At 47.8% G+C, this 19,445-nt stretch carries 18 protein-coding genes; 1 reads left to right on the forward strand and 17 read right to left on the reverse strand.

The features are described from left to right. Nucleotides 1–2: 2 nt before the first annotated feature. The 17 genes from RT717_RS20050 to RT717_RS20120 form a co-directional block, all read right to left on the reverse strand. The gene (locus RT717_RS20050) at nucleotides 3–1,250 is read right to left on the reverse strand and encodes a UDP-N-acetylglucosamine 1-carboxyvinyltransferase (protein ID WP_317488136.1); all 1,248 of its coding nucleotides are present in this window, start codon (nucleotides 1,248–1,250) and stop codon (nucleotides 3–5) included. Between the two features lie 56 nt (nucleotides 1,251–1,306). Next, nucleotides 1,307–2,230, reverse strand: coding sequence for an NAD-dependent epimerase/dehydratase family protein (locus RT717_RS20055; RefSeq protein ID WP_317488137.1), 924 nt, complete (start codon nucleotides 2,228–2,230; stop codon nucleotides 1,307–1,309). A 110-nt stretch (nucleotides 2,231–2,340) separates the two neighbouring features. Further along, the gene (locus tag RT717_RS20060) at nucleotides 2,341–3,348 is read right to left on the reverse strand and encodes an NAD-dependent epimerase/dehydratase family protein (protein ID WP_317488138.1); all 1,008 of its coding nucleotides are present in this window, start codon (nucleotides 3,346–3,348) and stop codon (nucleotides 2,341–2,343) included. Nucleotides 3,349–3,549: 201 nt separating this feature from the next. Further along, nucleotides 3,550–3,741 carry a GIY-YIG nuclease family protein gene (locus RT717_RS28540; RefSeq protein ID WP_394854099.1) on the reverse strand — a complete coding sequence of 64 codons (192 nt, stop codon included), beginning with the start codon at nucleotides 3,739–3,741 and terminating at the stop codon, nucleotides 3,550–3,552. Nucleotides 3,742–3,948: 207 nt separating this feature from the next. Further along, on the reverse strand, nucleotides 3,949–4,299 hold the full coding sequence (locus tag RT717_RS20065) for a DUF5615 family PIN-like protein (RefSeq protein WP_317488139.1): 351 nt from the start codon (nucleotides 4,297–4,299) through the stop codon (nucleotides 3,949–3,951). Further along, complete coding sequence (locus tag RT717_RS20070; protein ID WP_317488140.1) at nucleotides 4,289–4,525, reverse strand: DUF433 domain-containing protein; 237 nt, start codon at nucleotides 4,523–4,525, stop codon at nucleotides 4,289–4,291. Before RT717_RS20070 ends, RT717_RS20065 begins: the two co-directional genes overlap by 11 nt. Before the next feature lie 393 nt (nucleotides 4,526–4,918). Next, a complete protein-coding gene (locus RT717_RS20075; RefSeq protein WP_317488141.1) occupies nucleotides 4,919–5,929 on the reverse strand; it encodes an SDR family oxidoreductase in 1,011 nt (336 codons plus the stop codon). 141 nt (nucleotides 5,930–6,070) lie between these two features. Further along, nucleotides 6,071–6,502, reverse strand: a complete 432-nt coding sequence (locus RT717_RS20080; protein WP_317488142.1) for a putative toxin-antitoxin system toxin component, PIN family — start codon at nucleotides 6,500–6,502, stop codon at nucleotides 6,071–6,073. Then, a complete protein-coding gene (locus tag RT717_RS20085) occupies nucleotides 6,492–6,704 on the reverse strand; it encodes a hypothetical protein (RefSeq protein WP_317488143.1) in 213 nt (70 codons plus the stop codon). Before RT717_RS20085 ends, RT717_RS20080 begins: the two co-directional genes overlap by 11 nt. 180 nt (nucleotides 6,705–6,884) lie before the next feature. Beyond that, a complete protein-coding gene (locus RT717_RS20090) occupies nucleotides 6,885–8,180 on the reverse strand; it encodes a nucleotide sugar dehydrogenase (protein ID WP_317488144.1) in 1,296 nt (431 codons plus the stop codon). 335 nt (nucleotides 8,181–8,515) lie between these two features. After that, on the reverse strand, nucleotides 8,516–9,076 hold the full coding sequence (locus RT717_RS20095) for an ArsR family transcriptional regulator (RefSeq protein WP_317488145.1): 561 nt from the start codon (nucleotides 9,074–9,076) through the stop codon (nucleotides 8,516–8,518). A gap of 250 nt (nucleotides 9,077–9,326) precedes the next feature. After that, nucleotides 9,327–9,833: a UpxY family transcription antiterminator gene (locus RT717_RS20100; RefSeq protein ID WP_317488146.1), complete on the reverse strand. Its 507-nt coding sequence runs from the start codon at nucleotides 9,831–9,833 to the stop codon at nucleotides 9,327–9,329. A gap of 650 nt (nucleotides 9,834–10,483) precedes the next feature. Then, nucleotides 10,484–12,841: a GumC family protein gene (locus tag RT717_RS20105; protein WP_317488147.1), complete on the reverse strand. Its 2,358-nt coding sequence runs from the start codon at nucleotides 12,839–12,841 to the stop codon at nucleotides 10,484–10,486. A gap of 6 nt (nucleotides 12,842–12,847) precedes the next feature. Next, nucleotides 12,848–13,576 carry a polysaccharide biosynthesis/export family protein gene (locus tag RT717_RS20110; RefSeq protein ID WP_317488148.1) on the reverse strand — a complete coding sequence of 243 codons (729 nt, stop codon included), beginning with the start codon at nucleotides 13,574–13,576 and terminating at the stop codon, nucleotides 12,848–12,850. 1,589 nt (nucleotides 13,577–15,165) lie between these two features. After that, nucleotides 15,166–15,324: a transposase gene (locus RT717_RS28545; RefSeq protein WP_394854100.1), complete on the reverse strand. Its 159-nt coding sequence runs from the start codon at nucleotides 15,322–15,324 to the stop codon at nucleotides 15,166–15,168. A gap of 292 nt (nucleotides 15,325–15,616) precedes the next feature. Further along, complete coding sequence (locus RT717_RS20115; RefSeq protein ID WP_317488149.1) at nucleotides 15,617–17,074, reverse strand: aldo/keto reductase; 1,458 nt, start codon at nucleotides 17,072–17,074, stop codon at nucleotides 15,617–15,619. 8 nt (nucleotides 17,075–17,082) lie between these two features. Continuing rightward, nucleotides 17,083–18,579, reverse strand: coding sequence for an APC family permease (locus RT717_RS20120; protein ID WP_317488150.1), 1,497 nt, complete (start codon nucleotides 18,577–18,579; stop codon nucleotides 17,083–17,085). Nucleotides 18,580–18,898: 319 nt separating this feature from the next. Between RT717_RS20120 and RT717_RS20125 the strand changes: the two genes are divergently transcribed. After that, nucleotides 18,899–19,393: a methylglyoxal synthase gene (locus tag RT717_RS20125; protein WP_317488151.1), complete on the forward strand. Its 495-nt coding sequence runs from the start codon at nucleotides 18,899–18,901 to the stop codon at nucleotides 19,391–19,393. Nucleotides 19,394–19,445 lie beyond the last annotated feature (52 nt).

Consider the following 19,445-nt stretch of genomic DNA (forward strand, 5'->3'; position numbering starts at 1 on the left):
CTTCAAATTAGGGATGTCAAGTTTTTCAACTTCTCACTAAGGTTTTCATACCCCCTACCAATCTGCCATGCATTTTCGATGACTGTTTCTCCTTCTGCCGTCATGCCTGCGAGCAGCAGGGCTATTCCAGCCCTAAGGTCAAGTGCCGTCACAGTTGTACCCTTTAGTTTGGTACCTCCGTCGATTACCAGCATCCCTCCATCTACGTGATAGTTCATGCCCATTTTGGCCAGCTCTTCTGCATAGCCATACCGGCCAGGAAACCTAAGGTCTATGATTTTTGATTCGCCCTTGCTCATAGCGCCGTACACAGCAAAAAGAGGCTGCATATCTGAATTGATGCCCGGGTAAGGGCCCGTGCTGATCTCCACCGGATAAGGGGTGCCTCCCTTTACAATGAGCGACTCTTCGCCCCTATAAAATTTCATGCCACTTTCCCGAAGAAAAACCAGCGGCACTTCGAGGTGCTCAAAAGGAAAATTAAGGATTTCCACATCTCCGCCCGTGATCACCGACCCGATGGCCCAGGTTAAAGCTTCCATGTTGTCGGGAATAACGTGATGATACACGCCACTCAATTTTTCCACCCCTTCAATGACAATACACTTTTGGCCATATACCTTGACCCTGGCCCCCATCTTATTGAGCATATCAATAAGATCCATTATTTCAGGTCTGATGTGCGGATTCCAGATGGTGGTGGTACCTTTTGCCAGAGAACCACAAATAATTGAGTTTTCTGTGGCGCCAGTCGAGCGAATAGGCAGGTGAATATCTGCCCCGACCAGCCTGCCATCTACTTTAGCGCACAAGTAATTGTCTTCTTCCCATACTTTGGCTCCCAAATTTTCGAGCAGCATTACATGCAAATCGTACTTGCGTTCACCCAGTTTACAACCTCCTGGCAGCGGCACTTTGCCTTCTCCAAAACGGGTGGTTAAAGCACCAAGAATGAGCAATGTGTTTCGAATAGACCTCTCATCCCAAACCAGTTTGGAAGCGAGCTTCGAATGCTCCTCCCAAATCTTAATATAAGAGCCGTCTGCGGCATAGTCTTTTCCCAATACACGCAGCATATCGAGGTGCACCTTTACGTCCAGCAACTGATTCGGAAAATTGTCGAGCTCAATATCCCCCTCTGTCAACAAAGAAGCCGCCAGGAGTCGTAGTGCTGAGTTTTTGGCACCACTTACTCTAACCGTTCCGGCAAGTCTCGACTTGCTAACTCTCAACACTTGATTTGTTTCCATATATAATTGTTACAACGTGCAGAAAACGACCAAAAGCGGCAAGCTGTCAATCGAGTCTATAATAATTTGATCAGCCCTTGCTTTAATTCCGTGCTGACTTCGATATTGAATGTTTTATTTAATTTATCCGTTTCAGCGAGGCTATACTTAATGTCTCCGTCTCTTGGCGCCAAAAATTCTATGCTGTTTTTCTTTCCAATTATACTTGCAAAAGTCCCAGCGAGCTCCATCAAGTCACATGGTATACCAGTGCCAACATTAAAAACTTCCAACTGACAGTCAGACCCTAGGGCTGATTCAATTACTGTGGCTACGTCCTGGACATAAACAAAGTCTCTGGTCTGCGTGCCATCGCCATAAATGGTGATCGGCTTGTCGTTTTGCACCATTTCTTTGAATTTAGCGATTACCCCTGAATAAGGGGAATCGTTGAGCTGCCGGGGACCATATACATTGAAAAACCGCAGCCCAATGCTGGGCAAGCCATACCACTCGAAATATTTATTGGCGTACCACTCATTGAGTAATTTACTGGCTCCATACGGCGACAAAGGATTGGGCGTATCACTTTCTTTGATTTTTCTTTCTCCCTGGTCGCCATAAATGGCTGAGCTGGAGGCATATACTACTTTTTTTACTTTGTTTACCCTTGCAAAATCTAGCATGTGGAGGAATCCGCTAACATTGACACGGTGGCAATAGGCCGGATCTTCAAAAGAGGCAGGCACGCTTACCTGAGCTGCCAGGTGGATAATATAGTCGGGTGTAAAGTTCAGCGCTTGCCAGGCAGACAAGTCGGCAATGTCGGCATTGATGAGAAGAACCGCCTCGCCATGATGCGTGAGGTTGTCGAGTCTGCCAGTAACGAGATTGTCCATCACTATCACCTCGTAGTTGCCTTCGCTCATAAGTTTATCCACCACGTGCGAGCCAATAAAGCCTGCTCCCCCTGTGACTAATACCTTTTGTTTAGTTGACATGAAGTTTTTTTTGGAGGTTCGGATGGTCTGAATGTTCGAGTGTCAGAATATCGGACTGTCTGTCCTGTCTGAGTGTCTGAACGTCGGACCGTCCGATTGTCTGAGCATCATCATTCCTGATAGTACCTTTTGTACCATTTCACAAACTGCTTTACTCCTTCGGCCAAATGCGTATTACTTTTATACCCCACTGCTTCCTTCAGCGCCTCTGTGCTGGCCCAAGTTTTTTCTACATCACCTGGTTGCATGGGCATCATGTTCAAAATAGCTTTCCTTCCAAGCTCTTTTTCCAGGCAGGCAATGAAGTCCATCAGTTTCACGGGGTTGCCATTACCAATATTATAGATGGCATAAGGCAAGGCAGTGGCCGGCTTTTTGGGTACCAGCTGCACAATACCTTCTACGATGTCGTCGACATAGGTAAAGTCTCTGCTGAGGTTCCCTTCGTTGTACACATCGATGGGCTTGTCGGCCAATATGTTTTTGGTAAACTTAAAAAGGGCCATATCGGGCCGGCCCCAGGGGCCGTACACGGTGAAGAAGCGCAGACCGGTTAAGGGTAGTTTGTGCACAGCGGCGTAGCTATGGGCAATGGCTTCGTTGGCTTTTTTGGTGGCGGCGTAGAGAGACATCTGGGTTTCAGTGGTGTCGGCTTCTTCAAACGGCACTTTGTCGTTCATGCCATAAACCGAAGAGCTGGAGGCGTAGATCAGGTGCTTGATCTTGTTGCGCTGGCTGGCCTCCAGGATATTGAGGAAGCCTTTCACATTGGAGTCGATATAGGCGTGGGGGTTTTCGATGGAGTAGCGCACCCCTGCCTGGGCCGCCAGGTGGATCACGTAATCGAACTGGTGCTTTTCAAACAAGGCTTCTATGTGTTCGCTGTCGGTAAGGTCGAGCTGGATAAAGCCGATGCCTTTGGTGCCGGTCATTTCTTTGTTGTACATCACCTGGGCCGTGTCGAGGCCCTGTTGCCTGAGGCGGGCCATTTTGAGCTCCACGCTGTAGTAGGTGTTTAAATTATCTAATCCTACCACATCGAATCCTTCTTTGGCTAATCTAATAGCGGTGTGCATGCCAATAAACCCCGCCGATCCTGTTACAAGAATTTTGCTCATTGAGGAGTTGAAGATTTGAGGCGTGGAAGACGGAAGACGGAAGACCGGAGACCGGAGACCGAAGCCGGGAAGTATCCGTATAGGCTGTTGGTTATTGTCCTCATTGAATCATTATTTGAGACGGAAGACAGGAGACCGTAGACGGAAGTCGGAAGGGACTCGTATAGCTTGGAGTTCAAAGTCTTCATTTAATCATTTGTTTCATAGTTCGAGACTGCGGGTCGGATGTTCGGATGTTCCGATGATTCCGACTGCTGGTCGTCGATGTTTTGTCGAGTCCACTTCCCCAGCGTGATGTGCCTCAAGTCTTGAAGGCAAATCATGCGTGTACCCTGTATAATTTTGATTATCTTTTTCACTCCGCAATACATATGTAAAATAGAACCCTTCCATTTGCCTTCATTTCACGGGGTAAAACCAGCGCTTCCGGTGACAAGAATTTTTAATTTAGAGGATTCGGACATTCAGATGGTTCGGATTTTCGGATGGTTCGGACGATTAAGATGTTCGGACTTTCGGACAATTCGGACAGTCGGATGGTTCAGACTTTCGGATGGTCGGACTGTCAGCACAATACTAAAAGACTTAAAATATTCTGTGTTAGTTGAGTTCAATGATGGCTGTATCAGTGTTCGTAAGCAAATCAATACTGTTTAATAGTCGCTTGCGAATGAAATCCCAAAGCTTTTGATTGTCGCAATTCCCAATCCCGATCTTAATTAATTTAGGAGGAGCGCCCAGCCTACTTGTCAAATCAGAAAAATCAGCATCCTTGGATATAAGAATTATATGGCCGTAGTCTTTGGCTATCTGAAATATTTCCTGATCCCCTAGTTGATTAAAGTTGAGCTTATAAGATGATTTAACTGGCAATTCAACATAAGCATCCATCCATTTTGCGATCGCTGGAGAAATGTTGGCATCAAGCCAAATTTCCCATTCAGGCTTCATGAATCACCACAGTGTTTTTCAGCTTGAGCGAGGCATACAAAAGAGCTGCTTTTATATCCGCTTCTTCTAACATTGGGTGCTGCTCTAATATTGCCTCATGAGTCATATCGTCAGACAATAGTTCAATGATATCACCCACAGTAAATCTCAAGCCTCTGATAGTAGGTTTCCCACCCATAAGGCCGGGCTTTAGCGTAATCCTTTCAAGGAGCTTATGAGTATCCATTTGATTTATAGTTGTTTCCAAGTTACAAATTTTCGAGATATCAAACTGGTAGCATTTTGTTTGTCTCGAAGAATGAGGTAGTGGATACCCTCCTACTCCTGAGGCTTCGGAGGGCGAGGAAGTTAGCGAATAGAGGGTAGATAGACCCGTGTAACTTGGCGATCAGAGTCCTCATTGAATCATGCCTTTCATAGTTCGAGACTGTAGATTTCGTTTCATTGCGACAGATTGCTGCGGACAATGAAGGATTCCATTTTGGCTTTGGATATGGTTTCACGCTCACTTCAGGGAGATTCTCACGCTCGTATCTAATGCAGGCAATCGATAGCATTCTTTCAACTCGCTCCCGCCAAAAGGCGGACAGGCAGAATGACGTTCTAATAAAAATGATCGTCACTTCGACGATTTATATTTAGATTGATACCACTCGTACACTATTTCAAGTCCTTCCCGGAAGCGGACAGTGGGCTGGTAGCCCAGCAGCTTCGTGATTTTGTCGATGCTGGCCTTTGAGTGCTTTACGTCGCCGGGGCGCTCGGGGCCGTATACCGGTTTTATGTCTTTACCTGTCATTTGCTGCAGCATCCCAATCATTTCGTTCAGGGTGATCTGGTCGCCGCAAGCGGTGTTCATTACCTCATGCTGTTTTAGCTCAGGCAGTAGCATCGCCCGGATATTGGCCTGTACGGCGTTTTCTACAAAAGTAAAATCCCGGCTGGTGTGCCCATCCCCATTGATGGTTGGCTGCTTGCCTTCCATGAATGCCTGGCAGAAGATGGGGATGACGGCAGCATATGGGTTGTTGGGGTTTTGGTTGGGGCCAAAGACATTGAAGTATCGCAGGCCTATCGTATGGAAGCCATAGGTTTTGCTGAACACGTCCCCATACATTTCGTTCACTGCCTTGGTCACGGCATAGGGAGAAAGGGGCTTGCCTTCGTTGCCTTCTACTTTTGGCAGGTCCGGGCTGTCGCCATAAGTAGAAGAAGAGGCGGCATACACCATTCTTTTCACGCCCTTGTTCTCTTTCACGGCCACCAGCATGTTCAGATGGCCAGCGATGTTTACTTCATTGGAAGTAACAGGGTCTTTGATAGAGCGGGGCACGGAACCCAGAGCTGCCTGGTGGGTGACGTAATCCATGCCTTCCACGGCTTTTTGGCAGGTAGTAAGGTCACGGATGTCGCCTTCTATGAATTCGAAGTTGGGCAAGCCGACAAACCCTTCGATGTTCTCGTAGTAGCCGTTGCTCAGGTTGTCGAGCACCCGCACATGGCCTGCTCCGTAGCGAAGGAGGTATTCGGCGATGTTGGAGCCTATGAAGCCGGCACCTCCGGTGATAAGGAATTTTTTACCGGAAAGAGGCTCTTTATGAAATGGCGTGTTGTATAATTTGGTGTTCAAGAGATATAGATTAAAGGACGGTTCGGACAATTCAGATGTTCGGACGGTTCAGACGGTTCGGATGGTTTAACCTTCGCTGAAGCTTCGCCAGTTGAAAAAAGCTTTTGTCGACGGATCGAAGTATCTGAAATCCGGAGTCCGTCATGCCATTTTATTGCCGTTTAGTAATTCATGAAATTCCGGTAGTCTGACAACATTGACTCTTGGAAAAGGAATTTGCTTTAGCACATTTAGATGTTTGTCATGACTGACTATGTGATCTGCCTGACCAGCCACAGCACAATCTACAAATTTATTGTCATCAGGATCGTCGTTAATAAGGTTCCATCTATAGAAGGGTGTAACCAATTCAACATTGGGAAATTCTAGTAGAAACTCCAGCCGCTCTTCCGATAAACTACTACCATACTTGTCGATGCATTTTTCAACATACTCAGTTAGTATTTCGGTGCTGAGCAGAAGAATAAACTTTTGATCCATAAATGCTTGAAATACCCACCAATATTTGTGCTTTGGTAAAATTGCTACTAAAAAGACATTTGTATCCAACACAATCCGAGGCCTACTGTCCATCTTCCTCAAGCCAATTGTCGAGATCTTTGCCGGTTATCCCATTTTCTTTGGCAGCTAACTCTACTTTCTGTGTGAACCTATCGGCAAAAAATTTGCCTAAGAAAAGTTTCAACTCTTCCATCTCCTTTGGAGAAGGATTGAATGAATAGACTTTCAAAAGTTCTAGCTGAAGGGTAGTCAATTTATCGTCTGATAGATTCATAGGGTAATGAAAATAGCTATATTATCTGGTAACGTCAAGCACACTTGCCGGGTTTTGACAATGCCTGACGATGACGTTTTCTGGCGTGAAGTAAAGAGGGCGCTCTTGTGTTGGCGGATAGAGCGACCTCTTTACTCAGATACCGATGACGTCCTCATGGTGATTCATGCATTCCTTTTATCAGAGTCGGCCATCGATGACTTCCTTCGGTAAAATTCCTTTCACATCGTACACCACCCCATTGTCGGAGACCAGGGAACGGATGTCGAGCTGTGCGAATTCCTTGTGGGCTACGGCCAGTATGACTGCATCAAATTTTCCTTCCGGAAGCTTATTCAGTATATCTATGCCATACTCTGCTTTTACTTCAGCCCTGTTGGCTTGCGGGTCGAAGATGATAGGCTCGGTGTGAAAAGACTTCAACTCGTCGATAATATCGATGACCCGGGTGTTTCGTACGTCGGGGCAGTTTTCCTTAAAGGTAAAGCCCAGCACGAGGCAGCGGGCGTTGAGCACCGACCTTCCTTTGCGCACCATGAGTTTCACTACTTCTTCAGCCACGTAGCCCCCCATGCTGTCGTTCAACCTGCGGCCAGCGAGGATAATTTCTGGATGGTAGCCTACTTCCTGTGCTTTTTGTGCCAGGTAGTAAGGGTCTACGCCTATACAATGGCCGCCCACCAGCCCTGGCTTGAAGGGTAGGAAATTCCATTTGGTGCCTGCTGCCTGCAATACTTCGTGTGTGTCGATGCCCAGTTTGTTAAAAATCTTGGACAGCTCATTCACAAAAGCGATGTTGATGTCTCGCTGAGAGTTTTCTATCACCTTGGCGGCCTCGGCCACTTTCATAGAGGACGCCTTGTACGTGCCGGCGGTAATCACCTTGCCGTACAATCCATCGATGAACTCTGCTGCCTCCGGCGTGCTTCCTGAGGTTACCTTGAGGATTTTTGCAACGGTGTGTTCCTTGTCTCCCGGATTGATCCGCTCAGGGCTGTAGCCTGCGAAGAAGTCTTTATTGAATGTTAGTCCAGATGCCTTTTCCAGCACAGGCACACACTCGTCTTCGGTGACGCCAGGATAAACAGTGGACTCGTATACTACCACCGCACCTGGTTTCATCACGCTCCCAACCGTTTCGCTGGCTCTGATGAGGGGCGTGAGCACTGGCCTGTTGTGCTTATCGGTGGGGGTAGGTACCGTGATGATGAATACATTGCAGCTGGCCAGGTCTTCTCTGGAAGCGCTTACTAAAAGGCCTTTGCCTGCAGAAAGCTCTTTCGACACAACCTTTTGAAGATCAGCGTCGCTTACCTCCAGCGTATGGTCGTGCCCCTGGTTGAGTTCTTTTACCCGAGCCTGGTTGATGTCAAAACCAACAGTAGGGAATTGTTTGGCAAATTCAACGGCTAGCGGAAGGCCTACATAGCCCAGGCCAATGAGACCTATTTTAGGGTTGGAGGGGAAGTTGGTCATGAGATTAACGATAGCGGATATGAGAAAACTTATTTAAGGTAATGGTTCTGTTTTTCAAAGGTATGTGAAGGCGCATCACCTAAACACTATTGTTTTTAGGGTGTGTGAAGACACATCGCCCAAACTGTTGTATGTCAAAAGTGTGTGAAGACACGCTGCTCTAACGGTATTATGTCTAAGGTGTGTGAAGACACAACACCTTAACGGCTTTCTTTTTGTAACACCTATTTTGATCGACAGGCGACTCGTGTAACCAGTGTCTGACAGTTCATTGGCCGTGCCGACACGTAACCCCTCCTTTCAGTGTCCTCTGCGAGAGACACCAAAAGGAGGGGTTACTCATCGGCGGACCAGAGGAGTAGCAACGGCTTGCGGTTCAGTTCTGATTTTACGTTATCCATTTCCAGCAGACTGAACATGCTATAGTTGATCTTTCTGTGAATAAGCTGTTCTGCTTTGGCCACCAAAAGGGATAAGTACTGCGTGTCGATAGCATCACCAACAATCACCATGTCGATATTGGACGTATTTTTTCCTTCTGCCAGCTCGTTGATCAGGTATACACTGTGCAGGTTGCCCAGCTTGTCTACTACCTTCTCTACGAGTACATCGAGCCCCAGGTAGTTGCGCACGAGCTTATTGAGCTCGCCGAATAGTGGGTGTTGTTCGTTCGCACAGTATACTTTCTTATTGCCTTCCAGCTCGGCTCTCAATAAGTTAGCCCCCTCAAGCCTGTTGAGCTCCAGGCGGATGGAGTTGGTGCTCTCGCCAAACTCTGTCTCCAGCGACCGCAAATACGACCTGCTACCCGGGCTCAGGAAAAACCTGACCAGTAGTTTGATGCGTGTTTTAGATGTGATGAGTGTGTCGAGCAAGGGAAGTATTTGGATGTTCAACCTACGCTGAAGCTTCGTTCGACAGGTCAGATGGTTCGGACTTTCGGATGTTCGGATCCGTCTGAATATCGGACTGTCCGAGTGTCTGACTGTCTGACCCGTATGAGTGTCGGATAGTTTGAGTGTCCGCATGTCGGACAATCTGACTGTCCAGCCTCCGGCACAGCTTCGCCTCCTCAGTCACATGGCGGCGACTTCAAAAAATTAAATTATACAGGCCCGGCGGTTTATTGGCGGGCGTAAAAATGTTCTACCGCAGCTTTTGTAAATGCACGGCAGGTATTTCGGCCCGGATCACCTGGCCCAAAGACTCAATGTGCAATATGATTTTGTTACCCTGCCTGGCGATGCATTCGCCTTCCATACCCTTAAAAGCGCCCCAATCTACTTTCACTTTTGCTCCGTCTTCAAAAGTGAAATTCAGTTCTGATACCTCGTGATTGCTCACCTCCTGCGTAAAAATCCCGATCGCTTCAATTTCGTTCTGTTTGACAATAGCGGGCTTGCCCAACCAATACACAAAATTAATGACACCGGGCGTCTGCAGGATGGGCACCCTTTCCTCTTCAGTGGCCTGGATAAAAACATAGGATCTGAACAGGGGTTCTTGTACTTTCTTTTTTCGGTCGCTCCACTGCTTCATCGTGGTAACGGTGGGGCAATAGCTCCGAAAACCATGCTGCTTGAGGGCTTCCGCCACTTTCTTCTCGGCCCTCGAACGGGTATACAGTACGTACCAATGACTGGGTGCTGGCATAATGAGTAGAAATACTACTCAAAGGTAGGAAGCCGGATGGATATGTCATATTTTTTTTAGCACAATTCGAAGGGGGGAGGAGGAATTTCTGATTGGAAATTATTGCTGATCAAGGAGAGGCTGGAATTGGGAGATAGACGGATATTCAGATGATCGGACAGTCGGATGATCAGACAGTCGGATATTCGGACAACAGACACGGTACCTTAACGGTCATTTTCGTAGCCACGAAGGCACAAAGACGCAAAGGTTGTGACGCTGCGTAGATGAGAAATCCTTTGGCGCACTTTAGGAGACGGGAGACAGTCCGACATTCGGACGTTCGGATGGTCGGAATCCTTTGGCTCCCTTTAGGGGCGCCTGGCTTGTGGTGCTGGGTGGGGGAAAACAAAGGATTGAAAGCGTTTAGGAGATGGTTGAAGAGAAGGAAAGTAAGCCGAGCCGGAACTGACAGCGCTTGCAGGAGTGGCTCGGGGCGTATCGACACCTGCGAGCAAGCGAGCAAAACTCCTTTCAGTGTCCTCTGCGAGAGACACCAAAAGGATTGGGAGTCCTCTGCGAGAGACCGCAAAAGGAGCTTTGTTGTCTGAACGTCTGACTCTCGGACTGTCCGAATATCCGACTTTCGGGTGTCTGTCTCTCTGACGACTTTATTCCTGGTAATATCCGCTGCCAGTGGCCTTTTTTCCACCATAGTAAGTTCCGTAGCCATACCCGTAGCCATAACCATAGTGGCCATTGGGTTTTTTGAAGTCGACACCATTCAACACGATGCCGATATTCTTCATCAATCCCTTGACATGGATGTCGTTTATGTAGTCGATGGCATGGCGGGGGGTGACGCTCTGCCGAATAATGAAAAGAGCGATGTCAGAATGTCGGCTGATCTCGATGGGATCAGATACAAGTCCTACTGGCGGCGTATCTACCACCACGTAGTCATATTCTTCTTTGAACCATTTCATTGCATCGTCGAACTCATGCCCCATCAGCAACTCGTTGGGGTTGGGGGGAACGGGGCCGGCTGTGATCATTTCGAGGCCCTTTACCTGGGTCGGTTGTATGACGTCCTTGTAGGTTTTGTCTCCAATAAGCAGCTGACTCATGCCTACGTCGTTGGAGATGCCAAAGGTGTCGAAGATCTTCGGTTTGCGAAGGTCGAGTCCCAGCAAGAGCACCTTGTGGCCCATCTTGGCCAGCATGATAGCTGTATTCATGGTCAGGAAGGACTTTCCCTCGCCCGAAAGGAAGGAAGTTACCATGATCACTTTGTAGTCTTTCTTCTCCAGGAACTTCAGTGCCGCCCTCATCTTTCTAAAGCTTTCCGCTACCTGCGAGCGAGGATATTTCTCCATCACCAGCTCAGTATCATAGCGGCTCAGCGCAATGGAAGCCAGTACTGGCAGTTTGGTACCCTTAGAAATTTCGTGGATCGACTGGATGGTAACTGAGAAGAAATCCTTGATGAGGAGAAAAATAATCGGGATGATCATTCCCATGCTAAAGCCAATTGCATAGTTGCGCATGGGAGTTGGGAAGGTTTGTCCTTTCAGCATTGGTGGGTCGACCACCTTCACATTTGGCACATTGGAAGCTTTGGCGATGCCCGCTTCTGCTTTTTTCTCCTGCAGGTAGATGAACAGGTTTTCACTGAGGGTAAACCTGCGCTGAATATTCACGAGCGTACGCTCTGTCAGCGGGAGTTGGTTCACCAACCTTTCGGCTTCTTTGATCCGCAAACCGAGGTCAGTAATCAAAATTTCGCTGCTCCCTTTCAGGTTCTCCACATTCTCGATGATACTTGAGATGATCTTCTGGATCTGCAAACGCAAGGACATCACCTGTGGGTTGACCTCCGTGGCATTCATTTCCAGTTGAGCGAGCTGAGAGGTAAGGTTCGCCAGGTTTCCGGTCAATGATTCGAGCATGGGCGACTGAATGCCTGCAGTAGAGGGACTAATAATTCCCTCGGGTGCCCTGTTCTTTTTCAGGTAGTCGACAATGTAGTTGTAGTACTCAATGCGAAATTTCTCTTCAGCTTTTTTGCCTTCCAGCTCTTCCAGTTTCTGCAGGGCTGCCAATCCTTCCTGGCTGATGTCTACCACTTTGTTGTCGGCCCTGAAGGTTTGCAGACGGCGTTCGATCAGCATCAAAGAATCCTGAATGCTTGCCAGCTGCTGGTCTATGAATTGCACGGTGCGGGTGGCTGTTTCGTTTTTTTCTTCCAGCTCCCGCTGGATATAGATGTCGATCAGGTTGTTAATAAAGCTGATCCCCTTTGCAGGGAGTTCCGTTTGCATGCCGATCGACAGGATGCTGGCCTCTTTATTCACATCCGATACCTTCACCCTGTTTTTATAGCTCTTCGCCAGGTCCCAGGCATTGAACAGCTTGAATTCATACAAACCTGCTCCGGCCAGTTCTGTGGCCTGCTCATCAATCTGAAACGTCACGCCTCTGGATTCGATAATGGCTGGGAATTTATATGTTTCCTCTGCAAGTCCAAGACTTTCTGATGAGAGTACGAAAGACTGGCCTTCCTTCAATTCGAGGGTAAAAGTCATTGTACGCTCGGGTCTGTTCTCACCCACGTAAGTGATGTGGAAAGGCATATTCTCCGTCTCAATCTCCCGCTCCTTGATCCTGCCAATGCCGTAGTATTCGATATCAAAATTCAGCGACTCTATCGTGCGCTTCATCAGGGTGTACGAGCTCAATATTTCTATCTCATTGGCCTTGGTGGAGCTTCCCTGAAAGAATTGCAACTCCTGCAACAATTCGGGGTTGATTGATTTTTTGTCTTCTTTGATAAGAATCGTCCCACCCACATCAAACCTTGGGGTGGCGTAGCGATGGTAGAGGTATACCAATCCCACACACATTACAATGGAAAGAAGGATATATTGCCAAATCCCCAGTATTTTGAACACCCACTCTTTCACATCCAGGTTTTCCTCTTCCATGTACTGCGGTGCGGAGCCATTGTTGTTCATTCCCTGTGCGTCCATGAATGATTATTTGGTGAAAAAGTTGAGGATCAAAAAAACGGCGGTAATAGTGGCAGCCACAGCACTGATGGTTTGGAAGGTAGTGATGCCAGTGCCCAGCTCTCTTACTTTCAGGGGTGCCACATACAATTGGTCACCTGGCTGGATATAATAAAACTCAGAGTTAATCAGGTCACGATTCGTCAAGTCTATTTTGTGAATGCGCTGCCCGTCAGGATATTGGCGGATGAGCAAGGCTTCTTTTCTGTTGGCTTGTATCTGCAGATCACCAGCTGAGGCAATGGCTTCATAAATTGTCAGTCTGTTTTGCAGTACACCATATCGGCCCGGTGCTCTGAACTCACCCAGCGCAGTGAACCGGATGCCACCCAGTTTCACTGAGATATAAGGATCCTTGATGTATACCTGAGCCGATTCTTCCACCACTTTTCTTACCTCCGCCAGTGTTTTACCAGCGACGGCAATCCTTCCGATCACGGGCACCTCAATCATGCCGTTGGCGTCTACATTGAAACCGGTAAGGTAGAAAATATCGGATGCATTGTTGATCAATTGGCCAGCAGCCTGCGTGGCCAATCCACCAACATTGAACATATTGTCGGTAGTACCATCCAGGCTTTTGATTTTTATGTCCAGGTTATCCCCGGGCTGCACCACATAGGTTTTATAAGGGAAGTTCAGCAGACTGTCGTTGGGTACTGTAGGCAATTCTTCATTGGCTTCCTGCAAGTACACTACCTTCTTATTGGAGATACATGCGCTAAGGGCTGCGCCGAGTAAAAAAAATAAGATTATATTGAAAAACTGCCCAGTCGAGGACTTCCTGACACCAAATGTTAGCATTGTACCGGAATGAATTACATGTTTTTACCGTCTGCAACCAAAAATGAGCTGTCGTTGATCCTTTTGCACCAGTGGCATATAACAAAGGAAGGCCCGTTTCACTCCCAGGTTCGAAGCTGCAAACTTACAATTAAAATCAAAATTTACCCACTTGACGGCATCATTAGGGGAGTCTACACAAATACTCACAAAGGTATAGTTGGCAATATGCATCAAATTTCGGCTTAGACGCAACAATGAAAGGCAAAAAAGTGCAAGTTGGTTTGAGAAAAATGCAAAAAAGACTTTCCTTCGGAGGAGACAGTCGGATGTTCAGACGCTCGGATGGTCAGATGTTCGGACAGTCGGATATTCAGAGAGGAGACGGAAGTGAGCAGTGAGCAGTGAGCAGTGAGCAGTGAGCAGTGAGCAGTGGAAGAACGAAGGTTGTGGGTGAAAGTTGGGAGAAGGAGAAGGAAGTCAGGAGACCGGAGACGGAAGACATTCGGATAGTCGGATATTCAGACGCTCGGATGATCGGACAGTCGGATATTCGCACAATAGACACGGTACCTTAACGATCATTTTAGTAGCCACGAAGGCACAAAGGTTGTGATGCCACATCTGTCCAGCATGTAATTATTGCCCGGGGACACCAATTCGAAACTCCGTTTAGGCATGTAAACCCGGTGTCTGACGGCACTTGTTGGAGTGGCTAGTCTTAGAAGCCCTGAAAAGGCGAAATATAAAGAGGATGGCGGTGAAGCCCATTCCGTAAGGAAAAGTGAAAAACTGCCTACAGTCTTAAGGTGATTAGTTGTTATGAGCTAGCGATCAACGGTCAGCCCTCCTTTCAGGGTCCTCTGCGAGAGACCCCAAAAGGAGTTTTGTTCCATCTGGGAAAGGTGCGTGAAGACACGGCACTGAACCATCATTTCGGTGGCCACGAAGACACGAAGGCGCAAAGGTTGGTAACCCGGTGTTTGATGGCACTTGCAGCGTGGTTGGTGGTGCAAGCCCCTAAGGGGGGAACCCTAAGGGGGGAGCGCCCTAAGCCGGGCACCCTGAGCCGGGCACCCTGAAGGGGCAGAGTAACCACAGGAGGGTGGTGGAGCCGCATCCGGACAAGGTTAAAACGCCCTTTCAGTATTCTCTTCGAGAAACCCCAAAAGGAGGTGCTTGGAGATAAGGAAAGTGAATACACCTGTATACTAAAAAAAGAAATCCTTCGCTTTTGAAGGATCGATCACGATTTTCGACTACTCGATGAAAGCTTCTCTGCTTTTAGGAATATTGAGTAATTGGTACGCCATTTCTCTATTACACAATCTCCCATTTCCGAAGCCAGCATCGTCTCGGTATGATCCAAACTCCCAGTCTTCTATTTTGGCTACAAGCTGAACTCTCAGAGGGCTCTGATGAATATAGTGAAAGCAAATAAAGGCATAGTCTTTTGCTTCCAGAGCCTTGGCCTTGCTGTTTTGCTGAAAAAGCGAACCCTTTCACTTTGTCCTAAAATTTATTTTCCTGGTATACGAACTAAGCATCATTCGCAAGTCCTGCTTATAACGTGACATATCCATGGCCTCTTTAGAGTGAACCATGAGGTGAAAATGATTAGGCATCAAACAATAGGGCAGAATATTGAGATGAGGGTTCAAATGCTTTCGAATCTTTACCAGAAACGTAGTGTAATCTTCCCTCCGAAAAAAATACCTTGGGAATTGTTGCCTCTGTTGTAAATATGGAAGAGCCTGTCCGGTTCCATATGATCAGTTTCGTTTCATACTATGTGGTGCCACCAACAAGTTGTGGGCACCACTGTGCGCCAAATGACGACCGTTGTGCCTTCAGCGAAGAACGTAGACACCGGTCAGTTAATCTGCCGCCGCTCTTCACTCGGCCATGCCACCAGCTATCGCTGCCGGGACGACACCCCCAATGCGGCACCCGCTACTCCACCATCGCCTCAGCCTCTATCTCCACCAAATATTCCCTTCCAACCAAATTGGCCTGTACTAGTGTATTGGCCGGCTGAATGTCTTTGAAACGCTTGCCGTGAACTCTGGCCACAGCTTCCCAGTCATCAATATTTCTGACAAAGATTCTGGTCCTCACCACCTCTTCCATGGTTGCCCCCAACGACTGCAAGGCACCTTCTATTTTATCAAGCGCAAAGGTGGCCTGCGCCGCAGGGTCATTTCCACCTATAGCCTTGGCCCCATGAGTAGCAGTCGTGCCTGAAATCAAGATTCTGTTTCCCTTTTTCACTGCACGGCTAAACCCTGCCAGGTCTTCCCATTCCGTGCCACTCAATGCTTTTATTCTTCCATCACCGCCTTCGGTGGTCGGATAGGGAACCGGGATCGCCTCAACATGGTGGCTGAGATCGCCCGACGCTGTTAAAAAAGGTGGTTTTCTGTACTCGTCTCCACAATCGCCGGGAATGGGGCTAAACCCTGCGATCACGTTTTCAATAGCTTTCTTGCTGTCGGCATCCAACCGGAAGTCAAACAACCTGAGGTTATCCATCACGTGCTCACTTTCTCCCAGTCTGGCGCCCACAATCACCCCGCCAACAGCAGGCTGCTCCAGCATATACCGGGTGGCCACATTGGCCATCGACACATGGTACTTCTCAGAGAGCTTCGAAAGCACCTGTAGCAAATCCTGCAGTTTCTTCCAACCTCCAGCCACATCCACAAAGCGCTTGTATTTCATTTGTGACCAGGTCAAACTTGCCTCCTGCTTGGGCTCGGGCTTACCCAGCCATTTCTCGGTCAGGAAACCGCCGGCCAATGTGCCAAAGGCCAGAATTTTCACCCCATGCTTTTCACACACGGCAGCCATGTCTCCTTTTGCTCTTTGATCAAGCAGAGAATAAGACACCTGGTTCGATACCACTTTGATACCACTTTCCAGCACCATATTCAAATGGGCTGCATCGAAGTTCGTTAGGCCAATTTGCTTCAGCAGCCCTTCTTCTCTCAGTTCTTCCAGCCAATACAGACAATCTAGCCAGATTGGGTCAGCGTAGTTCCAGGCATGAAACTGCATCAGGTCAAGCTGCTCCATATTCATGCGCACAAGCGCTGTGGCCACGGCCTCCCTTACTTCTTTTTTAGTAACATGACCTGGTTTTGGCACCCACTTGGTCAGTAGATTTACCGGCCGGTAGTCAGCGTATTTCTTTTTGTAAATTCCCGCAATTATTTCGGCTGAGCCATAGTGATCCGCCATATCGAAGGTGACCAGTCCGGCATCGCCGTAGGCTTTCATCGACTTGGCAGCCGCTTCAAGATCCAGCGTTTTGCCGTCTCTTTCCATGTCGGCTACCTGCCACAACCCCGTAAGTACTCTCGATATCTTAAGGTCAGGTGCCAATTCACAATATTCCACTCTATTACTCATAGCTAATCTTATTCAGGGGGTAGTTGCGAAAACCTCTCCGACAGGTTGACGCCCTGTTTGGTTAGTTTTCCTTTTTCACGAAAATAAATCATTGTAGCGACAATCATCACCACTATCCATATAAAGGTAGAATGGAAATACCATGCACCCGGACTGCTTGCCAGGTCTTTGACGATATGTACAATGAGCAGGCTGCCCAGCAAAGCAGCGCCTGCCACAGCAATGAAAACCTGCTTCCATCGCTCCTTCACCACTACAATGCCCCTTGCAAGTGTTGGGTTTCTTCTCTGCAAAGTGTAAACTGAGACCACCATCAAAAGAAAGTTAACGAGCATGGAGGTCACCATAATATCTATCCCTAAAAAGAAATCGCTCGCCAGGTGGCATCCCAAGATCCCGATCGAAGCCATAACTCCGCTGACGACAATGGCCGTCGCAGGCGTTTTCCGAACGGGGTGTACCCGAGCGACACTCCTGGGGAATATTCCGTCCTCAGCCCAGGCAAACATGAGTCTGGAAACCGACAAGATCATGGCCGGCAAGTCGTTGATCAGCGCAATGGCAGCGCCAGTCAAAATAAGCACACCCCAAACAGGCGGCAGCACATAGCTCAGCAGGCCAGGAGCCGAAATGTCTTTTTTCATAGATTCAGCGGCAATGAAATCCCACGGCACGCTATGATAAACAGCCCATGTAAATAGGAGGTAAAACGCACCCACAGTCAGAATGGCGATCGCAATCGCAATAGGCAGCGACTTGCCTGGATTTTTCGCCTCTCCCCCTGCCTGCGCTATTGAGTCGAACCCGATAAAGCTGGAAAACAGCAGGGCCGAGGCTGTCACAAAAATCTTCCAATCGAAAGGCTGACTGGCCGCCTCTGCTATTTGTCTGCCTTCCTTGGCCTGAATGGCGGCAACAAAATCGGCTTGGTCATGTGAAAAGCCTACCACAATGACAATAGCGCCAAGGCCAAACATCAAAAACATCAGCGGGATCAGTGTACGCTCGTAAAGTTTAATGCCCTGAATATTGACAAGAACAAAAATCCAAAGGAAGGCGAATGAAATAGCAAGGCGAACAAACCCCAACTCCAAAATTTCTCCTATTTCTGCCCACCCAAGACCAAAAGCAACATCCCTCAGGAAAGGGACGACCACGTAGGACACAACGCCAATGGCCACGGAGAGGCCAAACCATTGGGAAAAGCTTGCAACAAAACCCAGATATGGATTGAGGGATCTGCTTACATGGACATAGCTGCCACCCGCCCTGGGCATAGCCGAACTAAGTATGGCATAGGCCATGGCTGCAAGAATAGCAGGCACGGCAGCCACCAAAAAAGCCGGAAGCACATAAGGGCCGATCCCGGGCACATTTCGCTGTATCATGAAAGGCACCACGTTGATGCCCGCCCCCATCATCGAGCAAATACCAGTAGCTGCAAGGCCCAGAATGCCCATTTGCCTTGTCAGTCCTGTTTTCACTCCACCATCTTTTTTTGCCATCTCACATCATTCAAATCTACCGTCTCCTGAGGATATAGTTAAACCTTTTGACGGTCACCACAAAATCATTTTTGATGATGCACCTTCGATGTTCCCATTTCAGCGAAAAATCTTTTTCAGAAAGGAAAGTTCTCTGCAACGGTTTGTTAAGAACTTTGCAATCGATTTCTCCGAAAAACACAACCTCTAATGGCCTGATTACGTTGCAATGAAACGAATCTTTTATTAAGAAAAAGGGTTAAATTTGTACAAATCATTGAGAAGTTGACACTGCAAGGTGTTTGAACGGAAATTGATTGACTTGAAAGTTGACACAACAATGGATACGATAGATAAAAAGAATATAGCGCTTGTTGCGCACGATTATAAAAAGAAAGACCTGATTGAGTGGGCACTCTTTAACAAGGGTGTATTAGCTGGTCATTCTCTTTTCGCCACCGAGGCTACCGGAAACCTTGTAGAAAAAGAGCTTAACTTGCCTGTGACCAAGGTAAAAAGTGGCTCTATGGGTGGTAATCAACAAATAGCCACTAAAATTTCTGAAGGAGAAATAGATATTCTCATCTTTTTCTGGGATCCTTTAGCACAATTGCCAAGCGACCCTGAAGTGAAGGCGTTGCTGCGAATAGGCATGGCCTGGAACATTCCCGTTGCCTGCAACAGAGCAACAGCTGACTTCCTTGTTTCATCTCCACTGCTAAATTCTTCGTATCAAAAACAACAGCCCGACTACAAAGCGCAGGGAAAGGAAAACCTTTCCGAGTCTTTCTTTTCAGACACTGACGAGAACTACGGCCTGCTGTTGACCATTTAGCAGCTTACATCACCGAAACTTAATCAAACACCCGATCCGTAAAATGAAATGG

It is taken from the genome of Imperialibacter roseus, from assembly GCF_032999765.1.
GTDB lineage: Bacteria > Bacteroidota > Bacteroidia > Cytophagales > Cyclobacteriaceae > Imperialibacter > Imperialibacter roseus.